This is a genomic window from Loktanella atrilutea (assembly GCF_900128995.1).
GTDB classification, from domain to species: domain Bacteria; phylum Pseudomonadota; class Alphaproteobacteria; order Rhodobacterales; family Rhodobacteraceae; genus Loktanella; species Loktanella atrilutea.
The window spans coordinates 108,675-125,004 of the sequence record NZ_FQUE01000006.1; the positions used below are offsets into that span (position 1 = coordinate 108,675).

Here is a 16,330-nt window from a genome sequence, read left to right on the forward strand (position 1 = left end):
CTGCCTATGTTGTGCCTTGCGGCGTCATGTCCGGTATGGATCATCCAGACCCATCTTGCCAAGTATCTGCGCCTCCAGCCCCTCCATCAGGGTGGCATCGGCTTCGCGGTCGTGATCGAAGCCCAGCAGATGAAGCGTCGCGTGGACGATCAGATGCGTGACATGGTCCGCCAGCGGCTTGTCCGCCGCGCGCGCTTCCGCTTCGCAGGTCTGGTACGCGATGGCAATATCCCCGAGTTCCGGGTCGGCGGGATCGGGTGCCAGCGGCATTTCGCCGGCCACCGCGACGCCGCGTTCGTCCGATGGCCATGAAAGCACGTTTGTGGGTGTCGGCTTGCCGCGGAAATCCGCGTTCAGCGCCGCTATGCGCGCGTCGTCGCAGCCCATTAGGCTGATCTCCCAGACCGAGGGTTCCAGCCCGAGCTCGGAGAGCGCCGCGTCCGACGCGGCTTCGGCCAGCGCAGCAAGGTCGAGCGCGTCCCAGCGGTCGTCCTCGATCAGGCAATCGACGGTCATCGGTCATCGTCCTTCAACGGCAGCACCGCCAGCGGAACCGCCTGACCGAAGCTTTCATCCAGCAGACCGCTGAGGTCGTCACGTTCGATCTGCTGCACCATCAGGCGCAACTGCCGCACCGCGTCGAGTCGTTTCAGCACCGTATCCGCCCAGAGGTTCGCCGTTTCCGCATCCGTGCGCCGCACTTCGGCGTAGGCCCTTTGCGTATCGGCAGCGAGCTTTGCGATTTCCGCATCCAGTTTCGTGTTCTGCTTGCCCGGCTGATCCATCCACGCCCGCACGCGGCCCAGCGCGGCCTGCGTGGTCTGGTCGAGTTCCTCCAGAACCGTTGATCCGCCGGGCATCGGCATTGATGCGATGGCGGACAGCATGTCCGACAACTGGCTGCGCAGGGAATTGCGCAAGCCCTTGTCCGACTTGTCGAACACCCGTTCCATCGGTAACTCTCCGCGCCGGTAGGCGACAAAGGTTTCCGCCACGGTGCGCGCGATGCGGTCCGCCTCGGGCCCGCGAAAACCCGTGGCCAGCATGATGAAGCCCTGTTCGGAATAGGCCCATGGCCTGCCCCGCCGCCCGCCATGGGCACTTGAAATCACATTCTGTGATTTCAAGTCGTCCCATTCGTCTGGCGTCAGCTGAAAGGCGTAGTCGTCGAGGAACCGCCCGGCGTTGCGGCTGCGGTGCTGGTTCACCGCAGAGGTCGTGCGCCCGAAGATCGCGGCGACGTCCGCATCAAGAATGACGGCCACGCCACGCAGGCGAAAGATCGCCCGCGCCACGCCCGCCGCAAGGTCGTCCGTCATCCCGACTTTTCCGCGTCCGCCTCGTAGGCCTCGATGATGCGGGCGACCAGCGGGTGCCGCACGACGTCCTTGGAGGTGAAGTAGTTGAAGCTGATCTTGGGGATGTTCTTGAGAAGGCGCTCCGCCTCCCACAGGCCGGAATTGACGCCGCGCGGCAGGTCGATCTGCGTACGGTCGCCGGTGATTGCCATGCGGGACCCCTCGCCAAGGCGGGTCAGGAACATCTTCATCTGCATGGTCGTGGCGTTCTGCGCCTCGTCCAGCACGACGGCGGCATTGGCCAGCGTGCGGCCCCGCATGAAGGCCAGCGGTGCGATCTCGATCCGCTTCTCCTCAATCAGCTTCTGCACCTGCTTGGCCGGGAAGAAGTCGTTCAGCGCGTCGTACAGCGGCTGCATGTAGGGATCGACCTTGTCCTTCATGTCGCCCGGCAGGTAGCCCAGCTTCTCGCCCGCCTCGACGGCGGGGCGCGACAGGATGATCCGGTCGACGTTGCCACTGATGAAATGGTTCACGGCCACGGCCACGGCAAGGTAGGTCTTGCCGGTACCCGCAGGCCCGATGCCGAAGCAAAGCTCGTTCTCGAACAACGCGCGGACATAAGCCTTCTGCGCCTCCGTCCGGGGCTCCACCAGCTTCTTGCGGGTCTTGATCTCGACCCGGTTGGCCAGTTCGCCCTTGAACAGTTCTTTCTGCTCGCCGGTCATCAGGCTTTCGTCCGGGTGCATCCGCAATTCGCGGTCGATATCCCCCGGTTCCAGCGTCTTGCCGGCCTCCAGCCGCTGATAAAGCGCCTTCAGGATATCGAGCGCATCCTTGCGCGGCACCTCTTCGCCGATCACTTCCAGCCGGTTGCCCCGGCGCAGCACCTGCACACCCAGCGCGCTTTCGATGGCGGTCAGGTTGCGGTCGTACTGGCCGCACAGGTCGATCAGCAGGAAGTTGTCGGGAAATTCCAGAACGGATTCCGAAACATTTTCAGCGGTGGGGGTCAGCGCGCCTGTGGGCAATCAAGTCTCCGGGGTGAAGCGTCGTTGGGTCCAAAGTGGCGACCGGGGCGGTCAATGACAACCCTCGGGGTGACATTGCGCGGCATTTGACCGGGACCCGCCCAAGAAAGAAGCCGCAGAGGTGATCTGCGGCTTCTTAAAGGGATCAGGCGGGGGGGAAGTCATCGGGTCGTGTCGGGTCGTAGATCGGCGACCCGGACTTGAACGGCCCCACGACCGTGTTGGGCGGCGCGACGCCAGAACAGACCGGGCGGCCATCGGGTGTCAGACGTTCGGACAGATAGCCTTCGAGGCCGTCGTCGATGATCCAGTGATCGCAGCCTTCGGGATCGACCCAGATGCCGGCGACCATGGTGGACAAGTGGTGGGCGTTGATGCCGCGGTCATAGCCCTTGTTCGGCCCGACGGCCTGATCGCAGGCGGTCAGCGCCAGACCGGCACCCAGAAGGCCGAGCAGTTTCATCGTGTTCATGTCAGGTCCCCTTCAGCGGATGCAGTAGATTTCGACGCGGCGGTTCTGCTGCATCCCGGCGGCGGTGTCATTCGTGGCGCGGGGCATCCGCTCTCCGAAGCCCTTGATGTCCACGACGCGCGCGCCGATGCCCTGCGCCACGCTGGCGACAGAGGCGGCCCGGTTGTTCGACAGGCGGATGTTGTACTCGTCAGAGGCGCGGCTGTCCGTGTGTCCGTAGATCAGGAACCCGAAGGCATTTGCCGACTGAAAGAAGTTCGCGAGTGTCGCACGGGCCTGCGCGCTGAGGGCATACCTGTCGGTCGCGAACAGTTGGTCGGTGGGGAAGACACCGCAGATCTCTGACCGGTGGCAGACGGCACTGCCGTCGCGACGGCGGTGCGGCGACATGAAGCCTTCGGCGCCGTCGTCCATCGCCCAGTGTTCGCAGCCGTCGGGATCGATCCAGATGGTCGGTTCGTAGATCTCGGGCCGGCTGGTCTGCTGGGCAGACACGGCGGACCCTGCGGCCATGGTCAAAGCCAGAACGCCCGCAAATGCGGTCCTTGCAAAATGGGACGGTGTGGTAGCCACGGCGAATTCCTCTTGATTGAACGGCGCACCCCGGGGATGCGAGGTCGATGCGATAACACTCAATACATCGGACCTTAGCAAGCTACACCACAACCGAAAGAAAAAAACACCACATATTGTAGTTTGGCCGGAAACAATCACCGTAACTGGCAGGAATTGCCGCGCGGCCCGCAACGCAGGTCGGCACGGGTGCACGTCAGGCGATCAGCTCGCCGCCAAGCGAGTTCGGTCCCGCGCTGGTGATTCTGACCGGCAGGACCTGCCCCACCGCAGCGGCCGGGGCCACGGCATGGACGGCGTGCAAATAGTCAGACTTGCCAATCATCTGCCCGGCGATGCGGCCCGGCTTTTCGAACAATACCTTGACCGTCCGGCCGACCATGCCGTCCTGAATGGCGTGCTGCTGCTGCGTCAGCAAAGCCTGCAACCGGGCCAGACGCTCTGCCATCACCCCCTCCGGCAATTGTGGCTTTTCCGCGGCGGGCGTGCCGGGGCGGGTGGAGTATTTGAACGAATAGGCCTGCCCGAATTCGACAGCCCGGATCAGATCCATGGTCGCCTCGAAATCGGCATCGGTCTCTCCCGGGAATCCAACGATGAAGTCCGACGACAGCAGAAGGTCCGGCCGCGCGGCACGGATGCGTTCGACCAGCTTCAGATATTGTTCGGCGGTGTGCTTGCGGTTCATCGCCTTCAGCATCCGATCCGACCCCGACTGCACCGGCAGGTGCAGGTAGGGCATCAGCTTTTCGCAGTCACCGTGCGCGGCGATCAGCGCGTCATCCATGTCATTGGGATGGCTGGTGGTGAAGCGGATCCGCTCCAGCCCGTCGATCTTCGCAAGATCGCGGATCAGACCGGCAAGCCCGCCGTCGTGACCGTGATAGGCATTCACGTTCTGCCCCAGCAGCGTGATCTCGACGACGCCCGCCTCGACCAGATCGCGCGCCTCGCGCAGCACGCGGTCGGCGGGGCGGCTGACCTCTGCCCCGCGGGTGTAGGGCACGACGCAGAAGGCGCAGAACTTGTCGCAGCCTTCCTGCACCGTCAGAAAGGCCGCGGGCGCGCGGCGGGCCTTGGGGCGGTCGGTCAGCGTGTCGAACTTGTCGTCGAGCGGAAAATCGGTGTCGAGGGCGCGCTCTCCCGCCCGGACGGCCCGGTCCATCGCCGGCAGACGGTGATAGCTTTGCGGTCCGACCACCAGATCGACCAGCGGCGCGCGGCGCATGATCTCTTCCCCCTCGGCCTGCGCCACGCAGCCGGCGACACCGATCTTCAGGTCGGGATTGATGTCCTTTAAAGCCCGCAGACGCCCAAGCTCGGAATAGACCTTCTCTGCCGCCTTTTCGCGGATGTGGCAGGTGTTCAACAGGATCATGTCCGCGTCATCGGCCTTGTCCGTGGCAACGTAGCCCTCGCCCCCCAGTGCCTCGGTCATCCGTTCGGAGTCGTAGACATTCATCTGGCAGCCATAGGTCTTGACGAAAAGCTTACGGGGCGCGGTCATGATAAGGCAGCCTGACTGACGGGAAAGGGACGGCCCTGTCCTTATCCCGCAGGGGCCGGGCTTGCAATGCGATGCAATTTCGCGGAGCGTGCGCGCGACCCGATCCGGACGCCCCTGCCATGACCTTTCCCAGCCTGCGCGACTTTCTGGCCAACGGCCGCGGCCTGCTGGCCAAGGGTCCGCTCGCGTTGATCCTGATCGAGGATCAGGTCGAGGTCGACAGCACCCTGCGGCACGTCATCAACTGCGGCTTCCACCGCGTCGTCGCCGTCGGTGCGCCGGACATTGCGGTCGCGGACGATCTGGCAGAACCGGTCATTCGGGTGCATCACGACATGCTGATCCCCGGCGCGCTGGAGGATGTGATCAATGGCGTGATCGCCGCCGCCCCGGGGCAGTGGATTCATTACGCCTACAACTCGGAATATTTGTTCTATCCCTTCTGCGAGACGCGAACCGTGGGCGAGATGCTGGCATTTTCCACCGAGGAGCGGCGTGACAGCCTGCTGACCTTCGTCGTGGACCTTTACGCCGGGGATCTGGACGCGCATCCAACGGCGGTCAGCCTGACGGACGCGCATCTGGACAAGTCGGGCTATTACGCGCTGGCCCGCAAGGACGAGAACGGCGCCCTGCTGGACCGGCAGCTGGATTTCTTCGGCGGCCTGCGCTGGCGGTTCGAAGAGCATGTCCCGCCGCCACGACGCCGGATCGACCGCGTCGCCCTCTTTCGTGCCCGGCCTGGCCTGCAGCTAAGGCCGGATCACACCTTTTCGGACCCCGAATACAACACGTTTGCCTGCCCTTGGCACAACAGCCTGACGGCCAGCCTCTGCTCTTTCCGGACGGCCAAGGCCTTGCGCCGCAATGCCGGATCGGCCCCGCATATCAAAACCTTCCGGTGGCTCAATACCGCGCCTTTCCGCTGGCACTCCCAGCAATTGCTGGAACTGGGGCTGATGGAGCCGGGGCAGTGGTTCTGATCGGGACTCCCGCCCCGCGCTGCAAGGGCCGCCCCTGCCTTGCCCCGGTCAGTCCTTGACGAGGCGAAGGACCGGCGCACCGGAGGGGCGGCGGAACTGGGCCGTCAGGCGTGCATCGCGGCTGTAGGGCCAGACGGAAGGATCATCGACCAGCCCGGCCTGCACAGGCGCCATGCGGATCATCTCTCGACATTCCTTCAACGCCTCGCGCGTCTCGATCGGCTGTTCCCAGAACCGGCGCTGCCAGATGCTGCCTTGCGGTCCACCGTGCGTCGCGTCTGGGGGCAGATGCTGGGCAAAGGTCGCCTTGATCGCCTTCCACCGCTTCGTGTAGTCCTGATCGTCGGGCGGCAGGGACCAGATCATGTGCAACCGGTTCGGCAGGATGACAGCGTCGTCGATGGCGAACGGATACCTGAACTGGCAAAGCCGCACGGCGAGGCGCAGGATCTCGACATGCCGGACGAGCAGATCGGCACCTTCATCGCGAAGCCGAACGGTAAAGAACATCGATCGAGGGGCCGGTGTCGGCGAAGGGTATGTCTGCATCATGACACGACCCTGCATGCAAAAGGGTTAATGCGCGATTAACACGATAACGCCGTTCAAGAGGCCCGTCAGACGCGGCGCAGGCGGATCACGACGTCGACGGCCACCACCTCGGCCCCCTCCGGCGCATGCGGCAGGCGCCGGATTTCAAGCGCCTCGCGCGGCGCGTCCGTCAGCTCGGCGGTGTCTTCCCAATAGAAATGGGGGTGATCACCCATGTCCGTGTCGAAATAGCTCTTGGCGCCATCGACCGTGATCTCGCGCAGCAGCCCTGCGTCGCAGAAGGCGCGCAGGGTATTGTAGACAGTGGCAAGCGACACGCGTTCGTCGCGCAGGGCGGCGGCGGCGAAAAGCCCCTCTGCCGTCGCATGACGATCCATGCCGTCGCCGATCAGTAGCGCGGCAAGAGTCAGACGCTGCCGTGTCGGGCGCAGACCGGCGGCCGCCAGCCAGCGGCTGCCGTGATCGGTCGCGTCGGATGAGAGCGTGGCGAAATCGGTCATGTCGCATACATATGGGATGGACGGGCCGTGGATCAATGGCTTTTCCCCGCCGGGGCCCCGCAACGCGGCGGCGGCGGGGGCGGCAGGCTTGCACGAACGAAGCCGCCGGTGCTAGAGGTCGCGCGCAGCAAAGCCGGCGGCCCCACAAGGCCCCGGACCCGGATCAGAAGGACCGCCATGGCCGATTTCCCTACGCATTTCGACAAAGACGCCCTGCTGGCCTGCGCCCGCGGCGAACTCTTCGGGCCGGGCAACGCACAGCTGCCCGCGCCGCCGATGCTGATGATGGACCGTATCACCGATATCTCTGGCGATGGCGGCGCCCATGGCAAGGGGCACGTCGTGGCGGAATTCGACATCACGCCGGACCTGTGGTTCTTCGACTGCCACTTTCCCGGCAACCCGATCATGCCCGGCTGCCTCGGCCTTGACGGTTTGTGGCAGCTGACGGGTTTCAACCTGGGCTGGCGCGGCTGGCAGGGGCGCGGCTACGCGCTTGGCGTCGGCGAGGTGAAGCTGACCGGCATGGTCCGCCCGGATCGCAAGCTGCTGACCTACAAGATCGACTTTACGAAGGCCGTCCAGACGCGTCGCCTGACGATGGGCGTGGCCGACGGCATCGTCGAGGCGGACGGTGACGTGATCTATCAGGTCAAGGACATGAAGGTCGCGCTCAGCGAAAGCTGAACGGTCGCTGTCGCGGCTCTCTGTCCTTGCTTGTCAGTGCGCGAAGCGTCCCTGATCGACAGACCTACAGCTTCAGGGCAAGAAACCGGTCCGGTATCCGGTCGCGGTACGGATAATATTGATACCACGGCTGTGCCTCGACAAGAGCGCGTCGATAGGACGGGCGGGCCAGCAGGCGCTCGAAATATGCCGTCAGATTTGGCCTGTTCCCGAAAGGCACGATGATCCCGGCGTAGAACAGCGCCGGGGCCGCGGCGCAATCGGCGAGCGAGAAAGTCTCTGCCGCGGCCCAATGCCGACCGGCCATGTGCGCCTCGATCATATCGTAGGTCGCACCGATCCGCGCCTCGTCCTCCGCGGCACCGCGGATATCCTTCTCGGTGTCGGGGCGCATGTGGTTCGCCACAAGCCGCTGCATCGGGTGATGCACGTAAAGGTCGAAGATCCGGTCCCACAGCCGCGCCTGCAACTGCGCATCGGGATCTGCTGGCAGCAGAGGATGCAGCCCCGGGTAGTGGGTATCGAGGTATTCGATAATGATCGATGTTTCCGCCACGGTGGCGTCGCGGTCCACGTCGTGCAGCACCGGCATCTTGCCGACGGGCCAAAGCGCCACGAAAGCGGCGTGTGATTCCGGGTTGCCGAAATCGACGAGGACCTGCTCGAACTCCGTACCGGCTTCGTAGAGGGCGGTGAGCACCTTATGACAGGAAGATGACAATGGGTGGGCGTGCAGGCGAAGAACCATGAGGGGACCCGTATGAAGCGTTCACCACACATTAGGATCGCTGACACTGCCCGGCAAAGAAATTCGCCAGTGGTGGACGCACCCTTCATCTAGCGCGAAAGCGCCGTGTGCACCCCAAAATCTGCGCCCTGCATTCCGTGCCGCGGCCCTATATGGTTGCGGCGCATCCCCCCACTGGCCTAAACAGGGTCCAACAACCGAAGGAGTGCGCCCATGCGTCGCGTCGTCATCACCGGGCTGGGCATCGTCTCGCCGATCGGGAACAACGCCGAGGAAGTCACAGCCGCCCTGAAGGCCGGGACCAGCGGGATCGAGGCCTCGCCCGAAATGGCGGAACATGGCTTTCGCAGCCGCGTCGCCGGCACGCTGAAGATCGACGTGTCCGACCATGTCGACAAGCGAACGCTGCGATTCATGGGACCGGGGGCCGCCTATGCCCATATCGCGATGACGCAGGCGATCGCCGATGCCGGACTGACCGAAGACCAGATAGTGAGCCCGATGACCGGAGTCATCGCAGGCTCTGGCGGGCCGTCGACCTCGGCCATGTTCACAGCCCATCAGTCGGTGCTGTCCACCGGCGCCACGAAGCGAATCGGACCCTTTGCGGTGCCCAAGACCATGTCCTCGACAATCAGCGCCAACCTCGCGACGGCGCACCGGATCAAGGGCATGAACTTCTCGATCACCTCCGCCTGCTCCACCTCGCTGCACTGCATCGGCATGGCGGCCCAGCAGGTGGCGCTTGGCACGCAGGACATCATGTTCGCCGGCGGCGGAGAGGAGTTGGACTGGACGCTGTCCTGCCTCTTCGACGCGATGGGCGCGATGAGCAGCAAGTACAACGACACGCCGACCAAGGCATCGCGCGCCTTCGACGCGGGCCGCGACGGCTTCGTCATCGCAGGCGGCGGCGGGATCGTCGTGCTGGAGTCGCTGGAAGGCGCTCTGGCCCGCGGCGCAAAGATTTACGCGGAAGTGACCGGGTTTTCCGCCACCTCCGACGGGGCGGACATGGTCGCACCCTCTGGCGAAGGCGGCGAACGGGCGATGCGACAGGCGCTGACCACCCTGCCAGACGGGCGAAAGATCAGTTACATCAACGCCCACGGGACCAGCACGCCGGTCGGGGACGTCGGAGAGGTTGAGGCGGTACGCCGGGTGTTCGGACAGGGCAGCACGCCGCCGATCAGTTCGACCAAGTCGATGACCGGTCATAGCCAGGGCGCCACCGGCGCGCAGGAGGCGATTTACTGCCTGCTGATGCTGCAGGACGACTTCATCGCGCCCTCGATCAACGTAGAGACTCTGGACGAGGCGCTGGACCCGGCGGAGATCGCGACGGTGCGCGTCGACAATGCGGATCTGGACACGATCATGACGAATTCTTTCGGATTTGGCGGGACCAACGGGTCGATGCTGCTGTCGCGGTTCAAGGGGTAAGGTGACATGATCGAACTGAATGGCAAACGCGGGCTGATCATGGGCGTCGCGAACGACCGGTCCATCGCATGGGGCATCGCAAAGGCGATGTCGGCGGCGGGCGCGGAACTGGCCTTTACCTATCAGGGCGAGGCGTTCGGCAAGCGGTTGTCGCCATTGGCGGAAAGCGTCGGGTCGGACATCATGATCGATGTCGACGTGACCGACGACGACAGCATGGATGCGGCCTTCGCCACCCTGAAGGAACGCTGGGGCAGCCTCGACTTCGTGGTCCATGCCATCGCCTATTCGGACAAGTCGGAACTGGCGGGGCGCTTCATCAACACGACGCGGGCCAATTTCAAGAATTCGATGACGATCTCCTGCTATTCTCTGATCGACGTGGCGAAACGCGCGTCAGAGCTGATGCCGGAGGGCGGGACGATCCTGACGCTGACCTATCAGGGCAGCAATCGCGTCACCCCCTTCTACAACGTGATGGGGGTCGCCAAGGCAGCGCTGGAATCGGCGGTGCGCTATCTTGCCAACGACCTCGGTCCGCAGGGCATCCGGGTGAACGCGATCAGCCCCGGCCCGATGAAGACCCTTGCCGGGTCGGCCATCGCCGGCGCGCGCCGCACCTTCAAGCATACAGAACAGAATACGCCAGCCCGATCCAACGCGACGCTGGAGGCGGTCGGCGGCACGGCGGTCTACCTCGCATCCGATGTCGGCAGGTTCACCAACGGCGAAATCATCCGGGTCGACGGCGGGTTCCATGTTCTGGGTATGCCGCAGCCGGACCATCTGTAGCGCCAGCCGATTTTTCTGGAAAAATCGGAGTCTCCAAATTTTCTAGAAAATTTGGCGGGGGCCAAGCCCCCCGTCCGCACAGGGCGCGGACTTCCGCCAAGGTATTTCCGACTAGACGAAAGTCGTGATACCCCTAGGTCACGCTATCACGGGAGGGTTCCCATGCGCATGATCTTCGTCAACCTGCCGATCACCAGCCTCGCGCGAAGCCGCGCGTTGTACGAAGGCCTGGGGTTCAACATCAACCCGCAGTTTTCCGATGAAACCTCGGCCTGCGTCGTCATTTCCGATGCGATCTACGTCATGATCCTCGAACATGAAAAGTTCGGCGGATTCTCACCGCAGCCGATCGCCGACACGCTGGCCACGACCGGCGCCATGTTCGCACTGACCTGCGACGATCGCGCAGGTGTCGATGCGGTGGTTGCAGCGGCTGTCGCCCATGGCGGCAGCGATACCGGGAAGGTGCAGGACATCGATGGCTTCATGTATGCCCGCACGATCCGCGATCCCGACGGCCACGTGTTCGAACCCTTCTGGATGAACCCCGCGGCCGTCGAGGGCCAGCCGGCTTAGGCTGCCTTGATCTCGACCATCTGAATGGCGAAGGTCAGGTCCTTGCCTGCCAGCGGATGGTTCGCATCGAGCGTGACTTCCTTCTCGCTGACGTCGGCCACGGTCACCGGCACGACCTGTCCCTGCGGCGTCTGCATCTGCAGTTGCGTGCCGACCTCGACGGGGATGTCCGCGGGAATGTCGGTGCGCGGGATGGCCTGACGCGCCTGATCGTTGACCGGGCCATAGGCCTGATCGGCGGGCACGTTCACGGTTTTCGCGTCACCCACCGTCATGCCGGGGATCGCGGCGTCGAGACCGGGGATAATCGTGCCGGAGCCGACCTCGAATTCGAGGGGGTCGCGCCCTTCGGATGTGTCGAAGACCGTCCCGTCGTCGAGGGTGCCCTTGTAGTGGATGCGGACCGTGTCGCCCTGTTTTGCAGTCGTCATGTTGCGTCCTTTCGTTTCAAAATCCCGCCGAAGGTAACGAATCAACAGCCGGGATGCAAACCGCTTTGCCCCCGCCGCCGCGTCGTGCCACTGTCGGCGCGCATACCAAGAGGCCTTCATGACCATCACGACCTGCATCTTCGACGCCTACGGCACGCTGTTCGACGTCAATTCCGCAGCCCGCCGCGCCGCCGAAGAACCCGGGCAGGACAGGCTGGCCGCCGTCTGGCCGCAGCTGGCCCGCGACTGGCGGCAAAAGCAGCTGGAATACAGCTGGCTGCGGGCCATTGCCGACCGGCACTGCGACTTCTGGCAAGTGACGCAGGACGGTCTCGATTGGGCGATGGAGGCCGCAGGGCTGGACGATGCGGACCTGCGCAAACGTCTTCTGGCGCTCTATTGGGAGCTTGAGGCCTACCCGGAGGTGCCGCAGATGCTGCGGACGCTGAAGACCCGCGGCCTGCAGACGGCGATCCTGTCGAACGGCGCGCCCGACATGCTGCGGGCGGCGATCACGCTGGCCGGACTGACCGACCTGCTGGACGATGCCCTGTCGGTCGAGGACGTCGGCATCTTCAAGCCGCATACGCTTGTCTACGACATGGTGGGCAAGCGGTTCGGTTGCCGGCGCGACGAGGTGCTGTTCGTCTCGTCCAACGGGTGGGACGCGGCGGGGGGCGCCGGTTACGGCTTTCACACGGTCTGGGCGAATCGCAGCGATGCGCCGGTCGACCGGCTCTATGCCCGACCGGAGCACATCATGCCCGACCTTTCCAGACTACCGGAGATCATCTGATGCCCCGTTTCGACGCCCCCGACGGCACGTCCCTCTATTACGAAGAAGCCGGCGACGGGCTTCCGGTCCTCGCGCTGGCGGGGCTGACGCGCAACGGAACGGATTTCGATCATGTTGCGCCGCACCTGTCCTGCCGGCTGATCCGACTGGACTATCGCGGTCGGGGTCGGTCAGACTGGGCCGCGCCCGCAACTTACACCGTGCCGACCGAGGCTGCCGATGCACTGGCCCTGCTGGATCATCTTGGGCTCGACAAGGCCGCAGTCCTCGGCACGTCCCGCGGAGGTCTGATCGCGATGATGCTGGCCGCCACGGCACACCACCGGCTGCTGGGCGTGGCGCTGAACGACATCGGCCCGGTCATCGACCCGGCGGGGCTGAAGGTCATCACCGGATACGTCGGGCACAACCCGCCGCAGAAGACCCATGCCGAGGCGGCGGACTTCCGCGCGCGCACATGGGCTGCCTTCAAGGGCGTGCCGCTGGACCGCTGGCTGGCAGAGGTCGCGCAGCACTATGAACAGACCGACGACGGCCTCGTGATCCGCTACGATCCGGCGCTCGCGACGACGCTGGGCGATGGCAAGACCGGCATGCCGGACCTGTGGCCGATCTTTGACGCGACCGCCGGCCTGCCGCTGGCCGCGATCCGGGGAGCGAACAGCGACTTGCTGTCCGTGGCGACATGGGCCGAGATGCAGCGCCGCCGCCCCGACGGCATCTTTGCCGAGGTGCCGGACCGGGGCCACGTCCCCTTCCTCGACGAACGACAGGCAACCGATGCCCTGACGCGCTGGCTGGAGGCGATGCAATGAATATCGACATGATCCGTGCAGCTGCCGACCGCCTCGACGGTCACGTCCGGCGGACGCCGATGCTGTCGTCGCCTTTCCTCGACGAGATCGCGGGGCGTCGGGTGCTGGTCAAGGCCGAATGCCTGCAGCACACCGGCAGCTTCAAGTTCCGCGGCGGCTGGTCAGCAGTCTCTGCCCTGACGGACGCGCAGCGGCACGCCGGTGTCATCGCGTTCTCTTCCGGCAACCATGCGCAGGGCGTGGCGCTGGCGGCGCGGATGCACGGTGCACCCGCCGTCATCATCATGCCGTCGAATGCGCCGGCGGTGAAGATCGCGAACACCCGTGCGCTGGGGGCGGAGGTCGTGCTCTATGATCGCGCCACCGAAAGCCGAGAGGCGATCGGCGACCGCCTTGCAACGGATCGCGGCCTGACCCTGATCCGCCCCTACGACGACCCGCAGGTCATCGCCGGACAAGGCACCTGCGGGCTGGAAATCGCGGCGCAGGCGCATGAGTCGGGCGTTACGCAGGCTGACGTGCTGGTCTGTTGCGGCGGTGGCGGCCTCACGTCCGGTGTGGCGCTGGCCCTGCAGGCCGAGGCACCCGGCCTGCGCGCCCGCCCCTGCGAGCCGGAGGGGTTCGACGATGCGACCCGCAGCCTTGCCACCGGGACGATCCAGCGCAACGCCCGCGCCGAAGGATCGATCTGCGACGCCATCGTGACGCCGCAACCGGGAGAGCTGACCTTCCCGATCATGCAGGCGCTGTGCGGTCCGGGCATCGCAGTCAGCGACGAAGACTGCCTGCGCGCCCTGGCGCTGGCCTTCCACCGCCTGCGCATCGTGGTGGAGCCGGGGGGCGCCGCGGCCCTTGCCGCGGCCCTGTTCCATCCCGATGCCGCGCAGGGTGACGCCGTGATCGCCATCACGACCGGCGGCAACGTGGACCCGGACCTTTTCGCCGATGCGATCCGGCGGTATCCGGGCTAGTTCCGCAGAAGGGGGGCCGGCCGCCCGTCACCGCTTGACCGCGCGGCCCATAGCGGGTCTGTCTGCGGTATCGCGACAGGAGGCCACCATGACAGAACACCGCATCACCCGCGACGGCATCACGCTGCACGCCCGCACGGACGGCGCCGACAGCGCGGATGCCCCCACGGTCGTCTTCGCCAACTCTCTCGGGACCACGCTGCATCTGTGGGATCCGATCATGGATCTGCTGCCGCAAGGCCTGCGCTATGTGCGGTGGGACAAGCGCGGGCACGGACAGTCCGACTGCCCTGACGCGCCCTACGCCATGGGACAGCTCGTTTCCGACGCAGAGGCTGTCTGTGATCACCTGCAGGTCCGCAACTGCGTCTTCGTGGGGCTCAGCGTCGGCGGCATGATCGCGCAGGGGCTGGCGGTCAAGCGCATGGACATCGTGCGCGCCATGGTCCTGTCAAACACGGCGGCCAAGATCGGCAATCCGAAGCTCTGGTCCGACCGGATCGCCGCCGTGACCCGCGACGGCATGGGGCCGGTCGCCGACAGTGTCATGCAGCGATGGTTCGGTCGCGACTTCTACGGCACCCCGGCGATGGCCCCGTGGCAGGCGATGCTGGAGGCGACGCCGGTGAAGGGCTACACGGGCGTTTGCGCCGCAATCTCCGGCACCGATTTCATGACGCCCACCAGCGGGCTGCGCCTGCCCACCATGGGCATCGCGGGCAGCGAGGACGGGTCCACACCGCCGGACCTCGTCCGAGAGACCGTCGACCTGATCCCCGGCAGCAGCTTTCATATCATTCGCCGCGCGGGGCACCTGCCCTGCGTCGAACAACCCGAGGCCTATGCCCGATTGTTGACGGACTTCCTGACGCGGACGGGCACCGTCGCGTAAGCATGCCGCCCGACCCGCGACAGGGGTTGCAGGCCCCGCGGGCACGGCACAGGATGCCTCAGGACACAAAGCGCGAGAAACCGATGACCCAGATCAAGGCTGCCGTCTGCCATGCCCATGGCGCCCCCCTGCAGATCGAGACCGTGAACCTGCGCGCCCCCGACATGGGCGAAGTCGAGGTCACCTTGAAAGCCTGCGCCATCTGCCATTCGGACATCCATTTCGCCGACGGCGCCTGGGGCGGCAAGTTGCCTGCGATCTTCGGTCACGAGGCTGCGGGCCATGTGTCCGCCGTCGGGGCAGGCATCCGCGGTGTCGCCGTCGGCGATCCTGTCGTCGTGACCCTGATCCGCGCCTGCGGCACCTGCCCCACCTGCGGCAGCGGCAGGCCGGTGCTGTGCGCGGCACCGCCGCAGCACGACGGCCCGCTGACGACGCTGGACGGCGGGCCCATCGTGCAGGCGATGGACAGCGGCGCCTTCGCAGAGCGTGTGGTCGTGGACCAGAGCCAGGTGGTGAAGCTGCCGGCGGACATGGACCTCGCCGCCGCGGCGCTGTTGGCCTGCGGCGTCATCACGGGCGTCGGTGCCGTGGTCAATGCCGCCGGGCTGCGCGCGGGTCAGGATGTCGTGGTGATCGGGGCCGGCGGCGTCGGCCTGAACGCGATTCAGGGCGCCCGGATCGCCGGCGCCCGCCGCATCGTCGCCGTCGACATGACAGAGGACAAGCTGGCCATCGCCCGCGACTTCGGCGCCACCGACGGCGTGCTTGCGACGGACGAAAAGCCGTGGCGCGCCGCCAAGAAGGCGCTCGGCAAGGGGGCCGACGTCGTCATCGTCACCGTCGGCGCGATCCCCGCCTATGACACGGCGCCGCAATACCTCGCGATGGGTGGCAGGCTCATCATGGTGGGCATGCCGCATTCCGGGGCCACATCCAGCTACGAGCCGGTGATGATCGCCGCCACCGGTCAGGGCATGATCGGGTCGAAGATGGGCGACGTCGTCATCGCCCGCGATATCCCCTGGCTCGTCGATCTTTACCGTCAGGACCGGCTGAAGCTCGACGAATTGATCAGTCGGACATGGTCGCTGGACCAGATCAACGATGCGATCGCCGACACCCGCACCGGTGCCGCGAAGCGCAACGTCATCCTCTTCGACTGAACCGCCCGGCCCCCGATGGGAACGGATCGCACCGACGCGCCGCGTTCCGCATTTACCTGGTCAGTAAACGCCTGCCGAAGGCTCCGTCATCACTACG

Annotated in this window: 20 protein-coding genes; 10 read left to right on the plus strand and 10 right to left on the minus strand. The window is 65.5% G+C overall.

Annotated features, from left to right (window positions below):
- Window positions 1–24: 24 nt before the first annotated feature.
- From ybeY to miaB, 6 genes are all read right to left on the minus strand, one after another.
- Entirely contained in the window at window positions 25–516 is a 492-nt protein-coding gene (gene ybeY, locus BUA54_RS13420) for an rRNA maturation RNase YbeY (protein WP_072857763.1), read from the minus strand.
- On the minus strand, window positions 513–1,319 hold the full coding sequence (locus tag BUA54_RS13425) for an ORF6N domain-containing protein (protein ID WP_072857764.1): 807 nt from the start codon (window positions 1,317–1,319) through the stop codon (window positions 513–515). Before BUA54_RS13425 ends, ybeY begins: the two co-directional genes overlap by 4 nt.
- Complete coding sequence (locus BUA54_RS13430; RefSeq protein WP_072857765.1) at window positions 1,316–2,329, minus strand: PhoH family protein; 1,014 nt, start codon at window positions 2,327–2,329, stop codon at window positions 1,316–1,318. The genes BUA54_RS13425 and BUA54_RS13430 overlap by 4 nt, the downstream gene beginning before the upstream one ends.
- A 145-nt stretch (window positions 2,330–2,474) precedes the next feature.
- Window positions 2,475–2,801 (minus strand): hypothetical protein, encoded by a 327-nt coding sequence (locus BUA54_RS13435; protein WP_072857766.1) that lies wholly within the window; start codon window positions 2,799–2,801, stop codon window positions 2,475–2,477.
- 12 nt (window positions 2,802–2,813) lie between these two features.
- Window positions 2,814–3,314 carry an OmpA family protein gene (locus BUA54_RS13440; protein WP_072857767.1) on the minus strand — a complete coding sequence of 167 codons (501 nt, stop codon included), beginning with the start codon at window positions 3,312–3,314 and terminating at the stop codon, window positions 2,814–2,816.
- 256 nt (window positions 3,315–3,570) lie between these two features.
- A complete protein-coding gene (gene miaB, locus BUA54_RS13445; RefSeq protein ID WP_072857768.1) occupies window positions 3,571–4,881 on the minus strand; it encodes a tRNA (N6-isopentenyl adenosine(37)-C2)-methylthiotransferase MiaB in 1,311 nt (436 codons plus the stop codon).
- Between the two features lie 119 nt (window positions 4,882–5,000).
- On the opposite strand from miaB, the gene BUA54_RS13450 reads away from it, so the two are divergent.
- Complete coding sequence (locus BUA54_RS13450; protein ID WP_072857769.1) at window positions 5,001–5,864, plus strand: hypothetical protein; 864 nt, start codon at window positions 5,001–5,003, stop codon at window positions 5,862–5,864.
- A gap of 48 nt (window positions 5,865–5,912) precedes the next feature.
- Here the strand turns inward: BUA54_RS13450 and BUA54_RS13455 are convergent, their stop codons facing one another.
- Together BUA54_RS13455 and irr are read right to left on the minus strand one after the other, a co-directional pair.
- Window positions 5,913–6,374 carry an REP-associated tyrosine transposase gene (locus tag BUA54_RS13455; protein ID WP_072857770.1) on the minus strand — a complete coding sequence of 154 codons (462 nt, stop codon included), beginning with the start codon at window positions 6,372–6,374 and terminating at the stop codon, window positions 5,913–5,915.
- Between the two features lie 107 nt (window positions 6,375–6,481).
- A complete protein-coding gene (irr, locus tag BUA54_RS13460; RefSeq protein ID WP_072857771.1) occupies window positions 6,482–6,916 on the minus strand; it encodes a Fur family transcriptional regulator Irr in 435 nt (144 codons plus the stop codon).
- A 177-nt stretch (window positions 6,917–7,093) separates the two neighbouring features.
- Between irr and fabA the strand changes: the two genes are divergently transcribed.
- A complete protein-coding gene (fabA, locus tag BUA54_RS13465; protein WP_072857772.1) occupies window positions 7,094–7,603 on the plus strand; it encodes a bifunctional 3-hydroxydecanoyl-ACP dehydratase/trans-2-decenoyl-ACP isomerase in 510 nt (169 codons plus the stop codon).
- Window positions 7,604–7,667: 64 nt separating this feature from the next.
- Here fabA and BUA54_RS13470 read toward each other — a convergent pair whose 3' ends face one another.
- Complete coding sequence (locus BUA54_RS13470) at window positions 7,668–8,351, minus strand: glutathione S-transferase family protein (protein WP_072857773.1); 684 nt, start codon at window positions 8,349–8,351, stop codon at window positions 7,668–7,670.
- A 213-nt stretch (window positions 8,352–8,564) separates the two neighbouring features.
- On the opposite strand from BUA54_RS13470, the gene BUA54_RS13475 reads away from it, so the two are divergent.
- The 3 genes from BUA54_RS13475 to BUA54_RS13485 all read left to right on the plus strand — a co-directional run bounded on the left by BUA54_RS13475 (window position 8,565) and on the right by BUA54_RS13485 (window position 11,162).
- Window positions 8,565–9,794, plus strand: a complete 1,230-nt coding sequence (locus BUA54_RS13475) for a beta-ketoacyl synthase N-terminal-like domain-containing protein (protein ID WP_072857774.1) — start codon at window positions 8,565–8,567, stop codon at window positions 9,792–9,794.
- Between the two features lie 6 nt (window positions 9,795–9,800).
- On the plus strand, window positions 9,801–10,586 hold the full coding sequence (locus BUA54_RS13480) for an enoyl-ACP reductase FabI (RefSeq protein ID WP_072857775.1): 786 nt from the start codon (window positions 9,801–9,803) through the stop codon (window positions 10,584–10,586).
- Window positions 10,587–10,748: 162 nt separating this feature from the next.
- A complete protein-coding gene (locus tag BUA54_RS13485) occupies window positions 10,749–11,162 on the plus strand; it encodes a VOC family protein (RefSeq protein WP_072857776.1) in 414 nt (137 codons plus the stop codon).
- On the opposite strand, the gene BUA54_RS13490 is transcribed toward BUA54_RS13485, so the two are convergent.
- Window positions 11,159–11,593 (minus strand): FKBP-type peptidyl-prolyl cis-trans isomerase, encoded by a 435-nt coding sequence (locus BUA54_RS13490; protein ID WP_072857777.1) that lies wholly within the window; start codon window positions 11,591–11,593, stop codon window positions 11,159–11,161. The two genes, BUA54_RS13485 and BUA54_RS13490, sit on opposite strands and share 4 nt — an antisense overlap.
- A gap of 118 nt (window positions 11,594–11,711) precedes the next feature.
- Between BUA54_RS13490 and BUA54_RS13495 the strand changes: the two genes are divergently transcribed.
- The 5 genes from BUA54_RS13495 (at window position 11,712) to BUA54_RS13515 (ending at window position 16,233) form a co-directional block, all read left to right on the plus strand.
- The gene (locus tag BUA54_RS13495; RefSeq protein ID WP_072857778.1) at window positions 11,712–12,389 is read left to right on the plus strand and encodes a haloacid dehalogenase type II; all 678 of its coding nucleotides are present in this window, start codon (window positions 11,712–11,714) and stop codon (window positions 12,387–12,389) included.
- Entirely contained in the window at window positions 12,389–13,204 is an 816-nt protein-coding gene (locus BUA54_RS13500) for an alpha/beta fold hydrolase (protein WP_072857779.1), read from the plus strand. Before BUA54_RS13495 ends, BUA54_RS13500 begins: the two co-directional genes overlap by 1 nt.
- Window positions 13,201–14,175: a threonine ammonia-lyase gene (locus tag BUA54_RS13505; protein ID WP_072857780.1), complete on the plus strand. Its 975-nt coding sequence runs from the start codon at window positions 13,201–13,203 to the stop codon at window positions 14,173–14,175. Before BUA54_RS13500 ends, BUA54_RS13505 begins: the two co-directional genes overlap by 4 nt.
- 88 nt (window positions 14,176–14,263) lie before the next feature.
- Complete coding sequence (pcaD, locus tag BUA54_RS13510; RefSeq protein ID WP_072857781.1) at window positions 14,264–15,067, plus strand: 3-oxoadipate enol-lactonase; 804 nt, start codon at window positions 14,264–14,266, stop codon at window positions 15,065–15,067.
- A gap of 83 nt (window positions 15,068–15,150) precedes the next feature.
- The gene (locus BUA54_RS13515; protein ID WP_072857782.1) at window positions 15,151–16,233 is read left to right on the plus strand and encodes an alcohol dehydrogenase catalytic domain-containing protein; all 1,083 of its coding nucleotides are present in this window, start codon (window positions 15,151–15,153) and stop codon (window positions 16,231–16,233) included.
- The last annotated feature ends 97 nt before the right edge of the window (window positions 16,234–16,330 follow it).